Raw genomic sequence first — 14,212 nt, forward strand, 5'->3', positions numbered from 1 at the left:
AAAATTACGGACGCATTATGCCCAGTCAACACCCGGTAATATTAACTTTTTATTCCGCCTTTTTTTCGGCTTTCATTTCCGTCGTAACTAGCTAATCAACGTACTTTTCGGCACTTTTTTCTTTTGGATTTTTTTTTGACCATTCTTAACTTATTGCTTTGCAATTACAAGCCACCGTAACTTTAGCTGTTTATCCCTGAAATGTAGCCTCCGGCCGCATGAAGCAGGCAGCAAAAAAAGGCCGTGAAATACAGCGTATTTCACGGCCTTTTTAATTTCAGGCGGCTATCCTTGTTACAAGCGTAATAAATCACCCGAAACGCCGGTTGCAAACGCAATATCAGCTCGTCGGGCCGGTGTCTACTTTCGACTCGATGGTGGCCTGCACCGTGCTGCTCACGGCCGAGAGGATGTTGTAGCCCGTGGCCGACTCAATGGCGTCCACCGTGGTGCGGTACGAGCCCCAGCTGGAGCTGATGCTGGTGGTGTTGGGCGTGTCGATGGCAATGATGCGCGTGCTGGTGGTCACACGGCTGGCGTCGGAACTGCCTTCGGGCAGCACGACTACTACTTTCCAGCAGCGGGCGGGCACCGTGATGTTGCCGCTGGCAATGGTGGTGGCGTAGCCGTTCACGCCGGTGCCGCCGCTGCCGTAGCTGCCGCAGATGACGTACAGCTCGTAGCCCTGGCTCACGAGGGTGCGCTCGTAGTTCTCCAGGTTGGCCCAGGTTTGCTGGTTGTTGTTGGCGGCCTGGGGCATCATGTTCGTCATCAGGAACGTGGCCGAGTTGTCGGCCACCGAGCCGGTACGGTCGGCTGAGGGGCAGTTGTGGCCCCGGTCGAAGCCCGAGCCGGTGTAGCTGCTGCTGGTGGCGTGGAACCACGAGCTGGGCAGCGTGGCGTCGGACGCGAAATTATCCTGGCGCGGGGTGCTGCCCAGCCAGGCGCTGCTCAGGTGCCAGCTCACCCAGTTCGGCTTGCCCTTGTCGCGGCTATACGAGAGGCTGTACTGGGTTTTGGTCATCAGGTAGTTGTTGGGGTAGTTCGTGGCGTCGGTCACGGCGCCGCTGGGGTTGCCCATGGCCAGGTTGTTGTCGCGCGTGGCGTCCTGGTTTACGGTCGCAGCGGTGGGGTCCTGGCTGGGAGCCACTTGCTCGGTGCGCGAGCAGGAAACGGCCAGCGCCGTGAGCAGCGCCATGCTGCCAATGCGTAAAAATGTCTGCTTCATAAAAGAGTATGGGGTGAGATGGTGAGATGGTGCGCACAAAATTCCGGCGCCGAAACGATGATGCCACCGTTGCAATGTTACTGCTTCGTTACCATTCTACCTTGCACCCCAACCACAAGATTTTGGCATTGACTATCACAGGGTTACAGATTATCCGACTTCTGTTTGAAGTTATATTTTATCCTTGATTTATGCCCTTGCCGGCTTGTCTTTGCCGCCTTCCAGAGGCAACAGAGGCGCGGCCATAGTGGGCGGCCGGGCCGCACGCCTGCGCACAAAAAAGCCCTGCCGGCAGGGCCGGCAGGGCTTATCATATTTTGCAGAAGTTATAAGGTGTGGTTTACCGGTTGCCGACTACCAGCCGTTGCGTGGCCAGGGCCTGGCCAGCGGCGTCGCGCAGCACCACGTGGTAGAGACCGGGCTTCAGCGTGGGCATCTGCACCGCTTCCCCCGTGGCCGATACGGGCACCTGACCTACCAGCTGGCCCAATTGCGAATAGGCTTGCACCAGACCGCCGGTGGCGGGCAGGTTGGGGCAGCGCACCAGCACGGCCCGGGCATCAAGGGCGGGGTTGGGGTACACTTGTAGCTGCGGCGCGGCGGCGGCCAGCTTGCCCACCGTCACCGAGGCCACCGGCGAGTAGCTGAAAGTGCCGTCGCGGTCGACTTGGCGCAGGCGGTAATACAACACGCTCACGCCCTTGGCGCCGGCTTCGGCGTCACGCAGCTTATAGGTGAGCGCCCGCGTGCTGCTGCCGGCAGCTGCCACCTGGCCTACGGCCTCAAAAGCGGCTTCGGCGCTGGTGGCGCGCTCCACCACAAAGTAGCTGCTGTTTTTCTCCGAGGCGGTGGTCCAGGTCAGGTCGGCCGCGCCGTTGTTCCACTTGGCCCCAAAGGCCGTCAGCTCCACGGGCAGCGGAGCCGCCAGCGAGAGCAGCGGCACGTCCTCGGCAAAGGCGTAATACACGCGGGTATTAGAAAGCACACTGGCGGCGCTGGTCACCGTGAGTTCGGCGTACGTGAAATCGCGCGAGGCCAGGAAGGAAATACGGGTGATGTCGGTGGTGCCCAGCAGCGTGACCCCGAGCAGCGAACTGCCTGTTTTGGTTTCGATAAGCTTGTTGTTCGCGTCGTAGGTGGCGATTGTCAGCCGCTGCAGCGCCGTCAGGTCCAGCAGGCCGCCACCCTTGCCCACGGCAAAGCCCACCCGGTTGCCGGCTTTGCCGGTGCCGTTCAGCTTCAGCTTCAGGCTGGCTGTGGCTTGCGAGGTAAGGGGTGTGGCAAGTGTAATAAGGTCCGCAATCGGATTAATCGAGCTTAAGTTGACGCCCAACGTATTGAGCTCGGCATAGTTGGTGGTAGCTGCGCTGGTCGGAATGGTATTGTCGGCGGCCAGCTGTGGGTTGACCACGCGTGAAATTTCCAGCAGCTGGCCGTTCAGCCGGGTAGTGACAATGCCAATCGTTACGTTTACATCCACGCTCACTTGCTGCGGGGGGCTGCTGCTGTAGGCATCATTGGGCAGCGGGTTCGCAAAATTGGATAGTATGGGATTGAGTCCTTCAATAGCCTGTGGTTCAAGGCCGAAGGCGTAATATACATTCAGGTCGTCGAGCACGGTGAGGTCGATGGATTTAAGCAAGCCCACGCGCGAGATTCGTACCCCGTCGAAACGCTTACTAGCGTCCGTCTTGAACGACACCATGGCCGTATTACCACCCAACAGATTCAGGTTAAGCAGATTGAGCCCCGAACGCGTTTCAACCAGCGTGTTGCCGAGGTAGGTGCTGATTTCCAGGCCGCTCAGCACGCTCACGTCAAGCAGACTGCTCTGGCCAATCACGAAACCGGCGTAGTAGCTGCCCGTGGTGCCGCCCGCGGGCACCCCGGCCAGCTTGGCGTAGATGGCCGGGTTGCAGGCCACCGTCGCGGTGCTGCGCAGGGTGGCAAAATTGGTCAGGCTCACGTCTGCCACCTGCTCGGGATTCGTCACATCGGTGTTAACGCAAAGGGATAGCAGCGGGCCGCCGGCCACGGAAGTGCGGTATTCGGTTCCCGCAGTGGGTTGGTCGAAGCGCGAGAGGTAGCCATAGCCGCGGGTCTGAATGCCCGGCCGCACGCCGTAGGCATAGAATACATTGAAGCTGCGGTTGAGGCTCGCAACGGAAAGTACCTCAAACTCGACGGCATCAAACGAGAGGGTGCTGGTGAATTCCAGCTGCGTGGGCAGGCTGTTGACTCCCAGCGAGGCTTCCAGCACATCGGCGCGCACCAGCCGGGTTTCGCGCACCACGCCGCCAAGGTACGTGCGAAGCCTAACCGCACCCAGCGCCGTCAGGCTCAGGGTGCTGCTGGTGTTGGCCACCACCACGCCCGCGCGGTAGCCCGCCGGGGCTTCACCCGTTAGGCCGAAGCGCACCGACACCGGCGAACCGGCCACCGACGCGCCGCTCACCTGCACCGTGGCAAAGGCGCTGAGCGCACCCGCCCCGGCATTTACGCCGGCCGTGACGGTGCCCCCGGTAGTAACCGGGTTGGTTGGCCCGGTAGTGGAATAATAGGCGGGTAAGGCTTGGGAGTAGCTGCTTCGGCCCGAAGCAACCAACAGAATAACAAGGGCTGGAACCAGCCAGGCCCGCAACAAGCGGACACAAAAGACGGATGTAAGAGTAGCGGTTTGCATTGGATTAACTAAAAAATAGTTTGGCCTTTGGCGTTGTGCCAGCCACCTTGATGCAATTCCGCGGCCACCCAGTGCTAAACAGGCTGTATGACTAAGAGTCAATCATATATAATTTCCGCCATAATCCCAAATTGTCCCATAACTGGAATATGTTCCTAATTTGAGAAACAAGTAATTTTAACACTACAATCCGCCAAGCAATTCACTTCGTATATGCCCCATTTTGACGATATTTTACCCTTTTCCAGAATTCATACGTATTTTTACGATTATAATTTTTCCAATGTACTAATTAGTCCTGAATACAGGTCGCCGTTTATTTATAAGACTATCTTGTTTGGCCCTTTTTACATTTCATTCCCATGACATCCACTCTACCCTTCAAGATTTTTGTCATTGAGGACAACGAATGGTATGGCGAGCTGCTCGTGTACCGGCTGGGCCAAAACCCCAACCACAGCGTGCAGCGCTTCGCTACGGCCCGGGCCTGCCTCGACCATCTGGACGAAAAGCCGGATTTCATTACCCTTGACTATTCGCTGCCCGACGCCAAAGGCGAGCAGGTGCTGCGCCAGATAAAGGAGCGCCTGCCCGGCGTTGAGGTGCTCGTCGTATCGGGTCAGGAGGACGTGGGCACGGCCGTGAGCATGCTGCGCCAGGGCGCCTACGACTACCTGGTGAAGGACGAAAACACCCTGGACCGTCTCTGGAACATTGTGGGCAAGGTGGAGCAACAGGCCCGCCTGCGCCGCGAAAACAACCAGTTGCGCCAGCAAATCGGGGCGCGCTACGGGGCCGGCCAGGCCATTTTGGGCGAGCACGCTTCCATTCAGCAGGTGCACACGCTCATTGCCAAAGCGGCCCGTACCACCATCACGGTGAGCGTGAGTGGCGAAACCGGCACCGGCAAAGAGCTGGTAGCCAAGGCCATCCACTTCCAATCGAGCCGGTCCGCACAATCGTTTGTGGCCGTCAACATGGCGGCCATCCCGCGCGAGCTAGTGGAGAGCGAGCTGTTTGGGCACGAAAAAGGCGCCTTCACGGGAGCGGTGGCGCGCCGCGTGGGCCGGCTGGAAGAAGCCAACGGCGGCACCCTGTTCCTAGATGAAATTGCCGACCTCGACCTGAGCTTGCAGGCCAAGCTGCTGCGCGTGCTGCAGGAGCGCGAGGTGACGCGGGTGGGCGGCAACCAGGCCGTGTCGTTCGACGTGCGCCTGATAGTGGCCACCCACCGCGACCTGCTGGCCGAGGTGCAGGCCGGCCGCTTCCGCGAAGACCTGTACTACCGCCTGTTGGGTTTGCCCATTGCCCTGCCGCCGCTGCGCCTGCGCGGCAACGACGTGCTGCTGCTGGCCGAAGTGTTTGTGCGCGACTTCTGCGCCCAGAACAACCTGCCGCCACGCCTGCTTACCGACTGCGCCCGCGACCGCCTCAAAGCCCACCCTTTCCCCGGCAACGTGCGCGAATTGAAGGCGGTGGTGGAGCTGGCCGCCGTGCTGGCCGACGGGGAGCTGATTGAGGGCGACGACCTGCCCCTGCGCGCCGGCCGCACCAACACCATTGGGCCGGGCAGCCAGTTGTCGTTGCGTGAGCAAACCACGGCCATCGTGCAGAACTGCCTCGACGAGATGGAGGGCGACGTGCTGGCCGTGGCCGCCCGCCTGCGCATCGGCAAATCAACCATTTACCGGATGATACAGCAGCAGGAATTGCACGTAAGCTGATATCGTAGCCTTGTACTTGCTACCTTGCCCCTGCGTTCTACCTGGCCTAGCCTTTTCCCAATGATGCGTCGTTCCCGCTCTCCCCGCTTGGCCCGCCGAAAGGCCGTGCCCAGCACCTGGCGGGCGGCAGAGCGGGCGGCCCGCCGGGCGGGCTGCGCCCAGCCCGGCACTGAAGCCCTACCGTTCGGCAACGGCCTAGCCGACAAGGTGCCGCTCATCCTGTTCAGCTACGACTTGCGGCGCCACCGGCTGCTGCATTGCAACCAGCATTGCCAAACCGTGCTGGGCTATTCGGCCCAGGAGCTAATCGACCAGGGTGCCCAACTGGCCGCGACCATGCTGCACCCCGATTCGCGGAGGCAGGCGCAGCGCAACGACCTGCGCTCGCTGCTGAGCGTTCAGCGGCCGCTGAGCTGGGACTGCCGCATACGGCACCGCGACGGCAGTTGGCGCTGGCTGCGCCTGCGCCTGCGCGCCAGCGTGCTAAGCGCCGACGGCGACATTTTGGAGGTGATGGGCACCGCCGAGGACGTGACGCGCCACCGGGCCGCCGTGGAAGAACTGCGCCACAACCGGCACCTGCTGCGCCAGGTGGTGGACCTGGTGCCGAACCTGATTTACATCTACGACCTGCGCCAGGAGCAGAACATTTACTCCAACCGGCGCTTGGAGCTGGTGCTGGGCTACTCCTGCGAGGAAATGCTGGCTTTTCCGCAGGGGGCTTTGCTGCCCGGCATACTCTCGGCCGAGGAGGAGGCACGGCTGCGCACCCACTGGGACGAAGTGACGCGGCTGCCCGACGGCGAAGTGCTAACCCTGGAATACAGCGCCTACCACCGCAATGGCTCGGTGCGGTGGCTGCGCAGCACCCACACGCCGTTTGGGCGCGCCGCCAACGGCGAAGTGACGAGCATCATTGGGGTGGCCGAGGACGTGACCGACCGGCGCATCACCGATGCTCACCGCCGCGCCGCCAGCGCCCGCCTGGCCGAGCAGCACCGCCTGTTCCGGCAGGTGATTGATGCCTTGCCGCACCCCATCTACCTCAAAGACGGCCACGGCAACTACTTGTTGGCCAACCGCGCGATGGCCGAGCTCTACGGCCTGACGCCGGAGGAACTGGTGCGCGTCGAGGCGGCCCAGCTGCCTGGGCTGAACCGCGGCGATGCCGCCCGCTACATCGAGCAGGACCGGCAAGTGCTGACCACCGGCCAGGACCTGACCATTGAAGAGTCGTACACCAATCCTGAGGGCACGGTGTCGTGGTTTAGCAGCGTGAAGCGCCTGTTTGTGCGCGACGACGGCACGGCCCAGGTGCTGGGCCTGGACAGCAACATCACCGAGCTGAAGCGCACCCAGCAGGCACTCGAAAAAGCTATTGGCGATGCGCAGGTGGACGTGCAGGCCAAAGAGGACTTTCTGGCCAACATGAGCCACGAAATCCGGACGCCGCTGCACGGCATTCTGGGCCTGACCGGGGTGCTGTCCAAAACCGCCCTCAGCCGCAGCCAGCACGACTACCTGCGGCTGCTGGGCGAGTCGGCCGAGCACCTGCTCACGGTGCTGAACGACGTGCTGACCACCGCCCGCCTCGGCGCGGGCAAGCTGCTGCCCGAAACCACCCCCTTCAACCCCGCCGAGCTGCTGAGCGGCTGCGCGGCCCTGCTGCGGCCTCGGGCCCGCGAAAAGGGCCTGCGCCTGCGCATCGACAAGCCCGCCCGGCTGCCCGAGGTGCTCGGCGATGCCCACCGGTTGCGTCAGGTGCTGCTCAACCTGGTCAGCAACGCCATCAAATTCACTGAAACCGGGCAGGTGCGGCTGCGCTGCCGCTTGGTGCCCGCCCCCCGGCAGCACGCCGAGCCCGCCAATACGGTGTGGATGCAATTCACGGTGAGCGATACCGGCGTGGGCATTGCCCCCGAAACCCTGGACAAGGTATTCGAGCCCTTTGCGCAGGCCGCCGCCAGCACCGACCGCGAATACGGCGGCTCGGGCCTGGGCCTGAGCATTTCCGAAGGCCTGGTGCGCCTGATGGGCGGCACCCTGCGCGTGAGCAGCGAGTTGGACCGCGGCAGCACCTTTGCCTTCACCTTGGCGCTGCAGCCGGTAGCGGTGGCGGCCCCCGCGCCCGCCACCGCCACGCCGCCCCCCAACCCCACCGACGCTGGCCGCATTCTGCTGGTGGAAGACAACCTGGTGAACAGCCTGCTGGCCGAGACCGTGCTCCGCAACTGGGGCTGGCAGGTGACTACCGCCGCCAGCGGCCCGGCCGCCATTCAGCTCTTCGAGCACCGCCCCTTCGACCTGGTGCTGATGGACATTCAGATGCCGGGCATGGACGGCGAAACCGCCGCCCGCGCCCTGCGCCAGCACCCCGACGCGGCCCGCGCCGCCACGCCCATCATCGCCCTTACGGCCCGCGCCCAGGCCGGCGAGGCCGAGCGCCTACAGGCTGTGGGCTTCGATGGCTACCTGGCCAAGCCTTACCGCGAAGAACAGCTCCTCGAAACCATGCGCGCCGTGCTGGCCCGCCACACCGCCGCCTCCGAACCCCTCATTGCTTACCAAACGCCCGATTCCATGCCTTCTGCAAAACCGCTTTACGACCTAAGCAACGTGCGCCAGCTGGTGCGCAACGACGAAGCCATTGTGCGCCGCTTGGCCTGGGCCTTTATCGAAACCACGCCCGCCATTCTCACCGCCCTCGACGAAGCCCTGGTGAAGCCCGACTGGGAAGCCGTGGGCGACGCCGCCCACCACCTCAAAAGCTCGCTCGACGGCCTGGGCGTGGAAAGCCTGCGCCTCGTCATCCGCGAGATTGAGGGCTACGGCAACGAAGCCCCCACCCCCGCGCACGCAGCCCGCCAGATTGCCCAGGTGCGCGCCGTGACCGAGGAGGTGATGGCCAGCCTGCGCGCCGAGTTTCCGGAGCAACGCTAGGCGCGGCCCCGCCGACGGCCGGCAGGGCTGCTTCGGCCGAAATGCCCAAATCTTATTGAAACCTGCCCCGACTATTTGGGGTTGAATACTCAACGGCAGCTTCCCGACCGAAGCCGCTTCTTATCCACCCGCTTTTTCGTATTATTTATGTTCCTGTTCATGCTCGGCCTTCTCGTTATCACGGCCATTCTCGCCTACAGCACCGTCACGGATGTAAAAGAAATGCTTGTCCCCGAACCCGTTCGGGTAAAGTAGTTTCCCAGTATTCTGCCCCTGTAGTAAATAAAAAAAAGCAGCCCGAGAGCTGCTTTTTTTTTTGCCTTTAAAACCGGCGAGCCGGTTGCGATTTGGTAATGATTACCGGATAACCAGCTTGCACATCTGGCTGGTGTTGTCCGACTCCAGGCGCACGTAGTAGAGGCCGTTGGTGAACTTGCTCAGGTCGAGCATTTTGGTGTACCGGTCGTTGAGCTCCGTCAGCGTTTCGCGGTACATCACCGAGCCGATGACATTGAGCACGCTTAGCTCGACTTTTTTGCCCTGCAGGTTGTTGATGGTGAGGTGCACGATGCCCGTGCTGGGGTTGGGGTACACCACCAGGGTCTTTTCGTCGGCGCCGGGCTTGCTGCCTTGCTGGCCAGGACGGTGCATGACGGCGGCCGATGCGTCGGGCAAAGAGCCGAGCAGGGAGCCGAGGCTCAGACAGGCACACAATAACAGGGGCAGAAAGTAGCGTTGCATCATAGTATAGTTAGCGGGTGGGGAAAGGAGCGCCGAGCGTAGAGAGGATAACGAAAAGTGTTGATTTTAGTTTGGCAAAGATACGGCGGTTAATTTGTCGGGCCACCGGTATATACTAAAACCTCGATGAAGTACGGCGTTTTCGCTTCCATTGTTCTCCTTTTGCCGACCAACTAAGTGGATATTATCTTGATTGGCGGCGGGCTGGCCGGTTTGGCGGCTGCGCTGGACCTGGCCGGGCGCGGCCACCGCGTGGCCCTGGTGGAACGCAAGCAGTACCCCTTTCACAAGGTGTGCGGCGAATACGTGAGCAACGAAGTGCTGCCCTACCTGCGCCGCCTTGGGGCCGACCCGACGGCGCTGGGGCCGGCCGCCATCACGCAGTTTCTGCTCTCGTCGCCGGGCGGGCGCAGCCTTACGGCGCCGCTCGATTTGGGCGGTTTCGGCGTGAGCCGCTTCGTGCTCGATGATTTTCTGTACCGGCTGGCCGTGGCGCGGGGCGTCACCTTCTACTTGAAAAGCACGGTGACGGACGTGGCCTTCGATGCCGCTGCCGACCGGCACATGGTGTCGCTGGCCGATGGCCGGCAGCTGGCGGCCCGCGTGGTGCTGGGCACCTACGGCAAGCGCGCCAACCTCGACCGGCAGCTGCAGCGCGGCTTTTTTGGGCAACGCTCGCCCTACCTCGGCGTAAAATACCACCTGCGCCTGCCCGGCTTTGCGCGCAATGTGATTGCGCTGCACAACTTCGCCGACGGCTACGCGGGCATCTCGGCCATTGAGGCCGACAAGCTGTGCTTCTGCTACCTCACCACCCGCGAAAACCTGCGGCGCCACGGCGCCATTCCGGCCATGGAAGCCGAGGTACTGGCGAAGAACCCGCGGCTGCGCGAAATTCTGGGCGCGGCCGAGGTGCTGTATCCGCAGCCGGAGGTGATTAATGAGATTTCCTTTGCGCCGAAGCAGCCCGTAGAACAACACATTTTGATGGTTGGCGACGCGGCCGGGCTCATCACGCCGCTTTGCGGCAACGGCATGGCCATGGCGCTGCACGGCGCGGCCTTAGCGGCGGCGGCAGCGCACGACTTTCTGACCCAGAAAACCTCGCGGGCGGGCATGGAAACGGCGTATGAGCGAGCCTGGCAGGCGCAGTTTGGAGCGCGGCTGCGGGTGGGCCGGGCGGTGCAGCGGCTGTTTGGGGGGCCGGTGCTGAGCGAGCTGGTGGTGGGTGGCCTGCGCCACTGGCCCGGCGCGGTGCAGGCGCTGATGCGGCGCACGCACGGCCGGGAATTCTAAGCCACGCGGGGCCACGCCAAAAAGTTATTAACCCGATTTTAATCCGGCGGCGCGCAAAACCGGTTGTTCTCCCGTAAATAGGGCTTGCCAAGGCACGGAGACTTTTCCGGGCGGCGGCGTTGCCCTCCTTCCGCCCGTAATTTCTTCCCGGCATGCCGAGTTATTTAGGTGCCATTGGCACCGCCAATCCTGTCCACCGCATTGCCCAGCCGCAGATAGCCGAGTTTATGGCCGGGGCCCTGGGCTTTGGCGAGGCCGACACGCGCAAGCTGCGGGCGCTGTACCGCGTGTCGGGCATTGAGCACCGCTACTCAGTGCTGCCCGACTACGGCCGCGCCAACGGCGAGTATACTTTCTTCCCCAATACGCCCGACCTGGAGCCTTTTCCGACCGTGGGCCAGCGCATGGCTGTGTATCGGCGCGAGGCGCTGCCGCTGGCCGTAGAAGCCGTGCGCAACTGCCTGGGCCAGGTGCCCGACGTGGCCGTGGGCAGCATCACGCACCTCGTGACGGTGAGCTGCACGGGTATGTACGCGCCGGGACTGGACATTGAACTGGTGCGGGCGCTGGGGCTGCGGCCCGATGTGCGCCGCACCTGCGTGAACTTCATGGGCTGCTACGCGGCCGTGAACGCCGTGAAACTGGCCGATGCTTTTTGCCAAGCCGATGCGGCGGCCCGTGTGCTCATTGTGAGCGTGGAGCTGTGCACGCTGCACTTCCAGAAAAGTCCGGAGGAAGACCACCTCGTGAGCAACGCGCTGTTTGGCGATGGCGCGGCGGCTTGCCTGGTGCAGGCCGGGCCGCTGCCCAACGAGGCGCCCAGCCTGGCTCTGCAGGCTTTCCACTGCGGCCTGGAGCCCGACGGGCACGACGACATGGCCTGGCACATCAACGACTTCGGGTTTGAGATGACGTTGAGCAGCTACGTGCCCAAGCTCATTCAGCGCGGCATTGGCAAGCTGACGGACGGGCTGCTGGCCAGCCTGCCGGTGCAGCTGGGCGACATCCGGCACTTCGCCATCCACCCCGGCGGCCGCAAGATTCTCGAAACCATCGAAACCGAGTTGGGCCTGACGCGCCACGACAACCGCCACGCCTACCGTGTGCTGCGCGACTACGGCAACATGTCGTCGGCCACGGTGCTGTTTGTGCTGCGCGAGGTGCTGGCCCACGCCACGCCCGCCGACCACGGCGCGCCGGTGCTCAGCTTCGCTTTCGGCCCGGGCCTGACCATGGAAGCCATGCTGTTGCAGTTAACAGTTAGCAGTGAACAGTTAGCAGTTGGAGCACATGAGCAGCAGGAAGCAACGGCACCAGAACTGCTAACTGCTCACTGATAATTGCTCACTGAATATGTTCGCAGAACGCGCCTCCGGCCCGGAGCTGATGGACGACCTGACGCTGGCATCTGACGCCCTGCGCCAGAACCTCGACGAGCTGGAAACCATCAATACCTGGCTGGGCGGCTACGCGCCGGTGCTGGATGCGCTCAACCGGCTGCGGCCCCGGTTTCCGGCCGGCCGGGCCCTGCGCGTGGCCGACCTGGGCAGCGGCGGCGGCGACACGCTGCGCCAAATAGCCCGCTGGGGCCGGAGAAAGGGCGTAGCAGTGGAACTAACCGGCATCGATGCTAATGAATTTATGCTGGAATACGCGGCCGGCAAAAGTCAGGCTTACCCCGAAATCAGCTACCGGCAGTTCGATATTTTTTCGCCCGAGTTCCAGACCCAGCCCTACGATGTGTTGACGTGCAGCCTGTTCTGCCACCACTTTACGGACGAGGAACTGGTGACGCTGCTGCGGCAGTGGCAGCAGCAGGCGCAGGTGGCCGTGGTCGTCAACGACCTGCACCGGCACTGGCTGGCCTACCACAGCATCAAATGGCTGACGCGGCTGCTGGGCGGCTCCTACCTGGTGCGGCACGACGCGCCGTTATCAGTAGCCCGCGCCTTTCGGCGCGCCGACTGGGTGGCACTGCTGGCGCGGGCTGGCATCACGCGTTATGAGCTGCGCTGGCGCTGGGCCTTTCGCTGGCAGGTGATTATACACGGCGTTTAATTGCGAAATAAAGGACGGTCATGCTGAGCGTAGTCGAAGCATCTCTACCGCGCAACGCAATTCAATTGACGGGATTTACTACTACGGTAAAGATGCTTCGCTGCGCTCTGCATGACCGTCCTTTACCCCCACAAGCTGGCCGCTACCCGGAACGTGTTGGCGTGGGCTTCCACGATGTCGATAATGCGCTCGGAGTAGCCGCCTCCCATGCACACCACCACAGGCAGCTGGTGACGGTGGCAGAGGCTGAGCACGATTTCATCGCGCCGGCGGCAGCCGTCGCGGGTGAGGCCGAGGTGGCCCAGCTTGTCGGTGGCCAGCACATCGACGCCGGCGAGGTAGAACACGAAATCGGGCTGCACCTCGGCCAGCAGACGCGGGAACGTGTCGGCGAGCAGCTTCAGGAACGGGGCGTCGTCGGTGCCGTCGGGCAGGGGCAGGTCGAGGTCGGACTGCTCTTTGCGGGCGGGATAGTTGCGGGCGCCGTGCATGGAGAAGGTGAACACACGCGGCTCGTGCTGGAAAATGGTGGCCGTGCCGTTGCCCTGGTGCACGTCGAGGTCGACAATGAGCACCTGGCGGGCGTGGCCGTGGGCCAGCAGCCAGGCGGCCGCGGCGGCCTGGTCATTTAGCAGGCAGAAGCCCTCGCCCCGGTCGCGAAACGCGTGGTGCGTGCCGCCCGCAATGTTGAACGCCACGCCGTGCGTGAGCGCCCGGCGCGCGCACTCAATGGTGCCGCCCAGGATGGTGATTTCGCGCTCAAACAGCTCCGCCGACCACGGGAAGCCGGTGGCCCGTTCCTCCTGCCGGGTGAGCTGGCCGAGGCGCAGGCGCTGATAGTAGCCGGCGTCGTGCACGCGCAAAATGTCCTCGTCGGGCGGCGGCTGGGCGGCGAAGAAATCGGCTGTTGTGGCCGTGCCTTCGCGCAGGAGCTGTTCGGGCAGCAGCTCATACTTCAGCATCGGAAAGCGGTGGCCGTCGGGCAGCGCGTGGGCGTAGTTGGGGGCGAAGGCAATGGAGAGCATCGGGCAGGCAACAATATAAACGCCGCAATGGCTGCGGCATTCGGATTCCGTTGAGGCAAGAAAACAGCGCTGATTTATTGCAATGCGTGACTAGCGGTGGCGAAACGAGCGGCGCGGGGCGGCGGCGTTATCATGTTGGCCTCATGCAAAGAAGCTAAGTTTGCCCAAAGCCAACGGGCTGAGTGGCTCACGGCGGTCTGTGGCCAGACCAAACTTTTGCCAGTGTCCGCTACGTTCTCCGGGCCGGACTGTTTATTTCAACTACCTGGTTTATTTGTTTCTGCCCTCACCTCCCCTGCTATGAAAACCCTCTTATTCTTCATGCTGCTCAGCTTTTGGCTGCTGGCGGGCACCGCGCAGGCCCAGCCGGGCGGCGCAGCCCTGGCCGCCGGGCCGCCGCAAACCGAATTGCCCGGCCAGGGCCCTGGCGAGGCGCCCATCAAAGCGGTGCCGCGCGCCGGCCACCAGGCCAAGCCGCGCCGCCTCGACGCCAACGGCCAGCCCAACGCCCGGCAGG

The 14,212-nt window shown here is 63.0% G+C and carries 10 protein-coding genes; 6 read left to right on the forward strand and 4 right to left on the reverse strand.

Translation table 11 applies throughout. The annotated features are described in order from the left end of the window. Nucleotides 1-340 precede the first annotated feature (340 nt). Both Q4S41_RS21365 and Q4S41_RS21370 read right to left on the reverse strand, forming a co-directional pair. The gene (locus tag Q4S41_RS21365) at nucleotides 341-1,228 is read right to left on the reverse strand and encodes a DNA/RNA non-specific endonuclease (RefSeq protein ID WP_305033174.1); all 888 of its coding nucleotides are present in this window, start codon (nucleotides 1,226-1,228) and stop codon (nucleotides 341-343) included. A 340-nt stretch (nucleotides 1,229-1,568) separates the two neighbouring features. Further along, nucleotides 1,569-3,911 carry a T9SS type A sorting domain-containing protein gene (locus Q4S41_RS21370; RefSeq protein WP_305033175.1) on the reverse strand — a complete coding sequence of 781 codons (2,343 nt, stop codon included), beginning with the start codon at nucleotides 3,909-3,911 and terminating at the stop codon, nucleotides 1,569-1,571. Nucleotides 3,912-4,273: 362 nt separating this feature from the next. Here Q4S41_RS21370 and Q4S41_RS21375 point away from each other — a divergent pair, with 362 nt between their 5' ends. Next, the gene (locus Q4S41_RS21375; protein ID WP_305033176.1) at nucleotides 4,274-5,635 is read left to right on the forward strand and encodes a sigma-54-dependent transcriptional regulator; all 1,362 of its coding nucleotides are present in this window, start codon (nucleotides 4,274-4,276) and stop codon (nucleotides 5,633-5,635) included. A 60-nt stretch (nucleotides 5,636-5,695) separates the two neighbouring features. Next, nucleotides 5,696-8,575, forward strand: a complete 2,880-nt coding sequence (locus Q4S41_RS21380) for a PAS domain S-box protein (protein WP_305033177.1) — start codon at nucleotides 5,696-5,698, stop codon at nucleotides 8,573-8,575. 357 nt (nucleotides 8,576-8,932) lie between these two features. Here the strand turns inward: Q4S41_RS21380 and Q4S41_RS21385 are convergent, their stop codons facing one another. Then, the gene (locus Q4S41_RS21385; RefSeq protein ID WP_305033178.1) at nucleotides 8,933-9,319 is read right to left on the reverse strand and encodes a T9SS type A sorting domain-containing protein; all 387 of its coding nucleotides are present in this window, start codon (nucleotides 9,317-9,319) and stop codon (nucleotides 8,933-8,935) included. Nucleotides 9,320-9,493: 174 nt separating this feature from the next. Between Q4S41_RS21385 and Q4S41_RS21390 the strand changes: the two genes are divergently transcribed. From Q4S41_RS21390 to Q4S41_RS21400, 3 genes are all read left to right on the forward strand, one after another. Further along, on the forward strand, nucleotides 9,494-10,612 hold the full coding sequence (locus tag Q4S41_RS21390; RefSeq protein WP_305033179.1) for an NAD(P)/FAD-dependent oxidoreductase: 1,119 nt from the start codon (nucleotides 9,494-9,496) through the stop codon (nucleotides 10,610-10,612). A 152-nt stretch (nucleotides 10,613-10,764) separates the two neighbouring features. Further along, the gene (locus tag Q4S41_RS21395) at nucleotides 10,765-11,949 is read left to right on the forward strand and encodes a type III polyketide synthase (RefSeq protein WP_305033180.1); all 1,185 of its coding nucleotides are present in this window, start codon (nucleotides 10,765-10,767) and stop codon (nucleotides 11,947-11,949) included. 16 nt (nucleotides 11,950-11,965) lie between these two features. Beyond that, on the forward strand, nucleotides 11,966-12,670 hold the full coding sequence (locus Q4S41_RS21400) for a methyltransferase domain-containing protein (RefSeq protein ID WP_305033181.1): 705 nt from the start codon (nucleotides 11,966-11,968) through the stop codon (nucleotides 12,668-12,670). 122 nt (nucleotides 12,671-12,792) lie between these two features. On the opposite strand, the gene Q4S41_RS21405 is transcribed toward Q4S41_RS21400, so the two are convergent. Then, complete coding sequence (locus Q4S41_RS21405) at nucleotides 12,793-13,695, reverse strand: histone deacetylase family protein (protein WP_305033182.1); 903 nt, start codon at nucleotides 13,693-13,695, stop codon at nucleotides 12,793-12,795. Between the two features lie 300 nt (nucleotides 13,696-13,995). Between Q4S41_RS21405 and Q4S41_RS21410 the strand changes: the two genes are divergently transcribed. Beyond that, nucleotides 13,996-14,212: hypothetical protein (locus Q4S41_RS21410; protein WP_305033183.1), on the forward strand; the 217-nt coding region annotated here is incomplete at its 3' end.

Source organism: Hymenobacter convexus (genome assembly GCF_030580955.1).
GTDB lineage: Bacteria > Bacteroidota > Bacteroidia > Cytophagales > Hymenobacteraceae > Hymenobacter.

What these genes read in the sequence shown, in the direction of transcription:
- Q4S41_RS21365 (WP_305033174.1), bottom strand. Translation starts at nt 1,228, where the DNA reads ATGAAGCAGACATTTTTACGCATTGGCAGCATGGCGCTGCTCACGGCG.
- Q4S41_RS21370 (WP_305033175.1), bottom strand. Translation starts at nt 3,911, where the DNA reads ATGCAAACCGCTACTCTTACATCCGTCTTTTGTGTCCGCTTGTTGCGG.
- Q4S41_RS21375 (WP_305033176.1), top strand. Translation starts at nt 4,274, where the DNA reads ATGACATCCACTCTACCCTTCAAGATTTTTGTCATTGAGGACAACGAA.
- Q4S41_RS21380 (WP_305033177.1), top strand. Translation starts at nt 5,696, where the DNA reads ATGATGCGTCGTTCCCGCTCTCCCCGCTTGGCCCGCCGAAAGGCCGTG.
- Q4S41_RS21385 (WP_305033178.1), bottom strand. Translation starts at nt 9,319, where the DNA reads ATGATGCAACGCTACTTTCTGCCCCTGTTATTGTGTGCCTGTCTGAGC.
- Q4S41_RS21395 (WP_305033180.1), top strand. Translation starts at nt 10,765, where the DNA reads ATGCCGAGTTATTTAGGTGCCATTGGCACCGCCAATCCTGTCCACCGC.
- Q4S41_RS21400 (WP_305033181.1), top strand. Translation starts at nt 11,966, where the DNA reads ATGTTCGCAGAACGCGCCTCCGGCCCGGAGCTGATGGACGACCTGACG.
- Q4S41_RS21405 (WP_305033182.1), bottom strand. Translation starts at nt 13,695, where the DNA reads ATGCTCTCCATTGCCTTCGCCCCCAACTACGCCCACGCGCTGCCCGAC.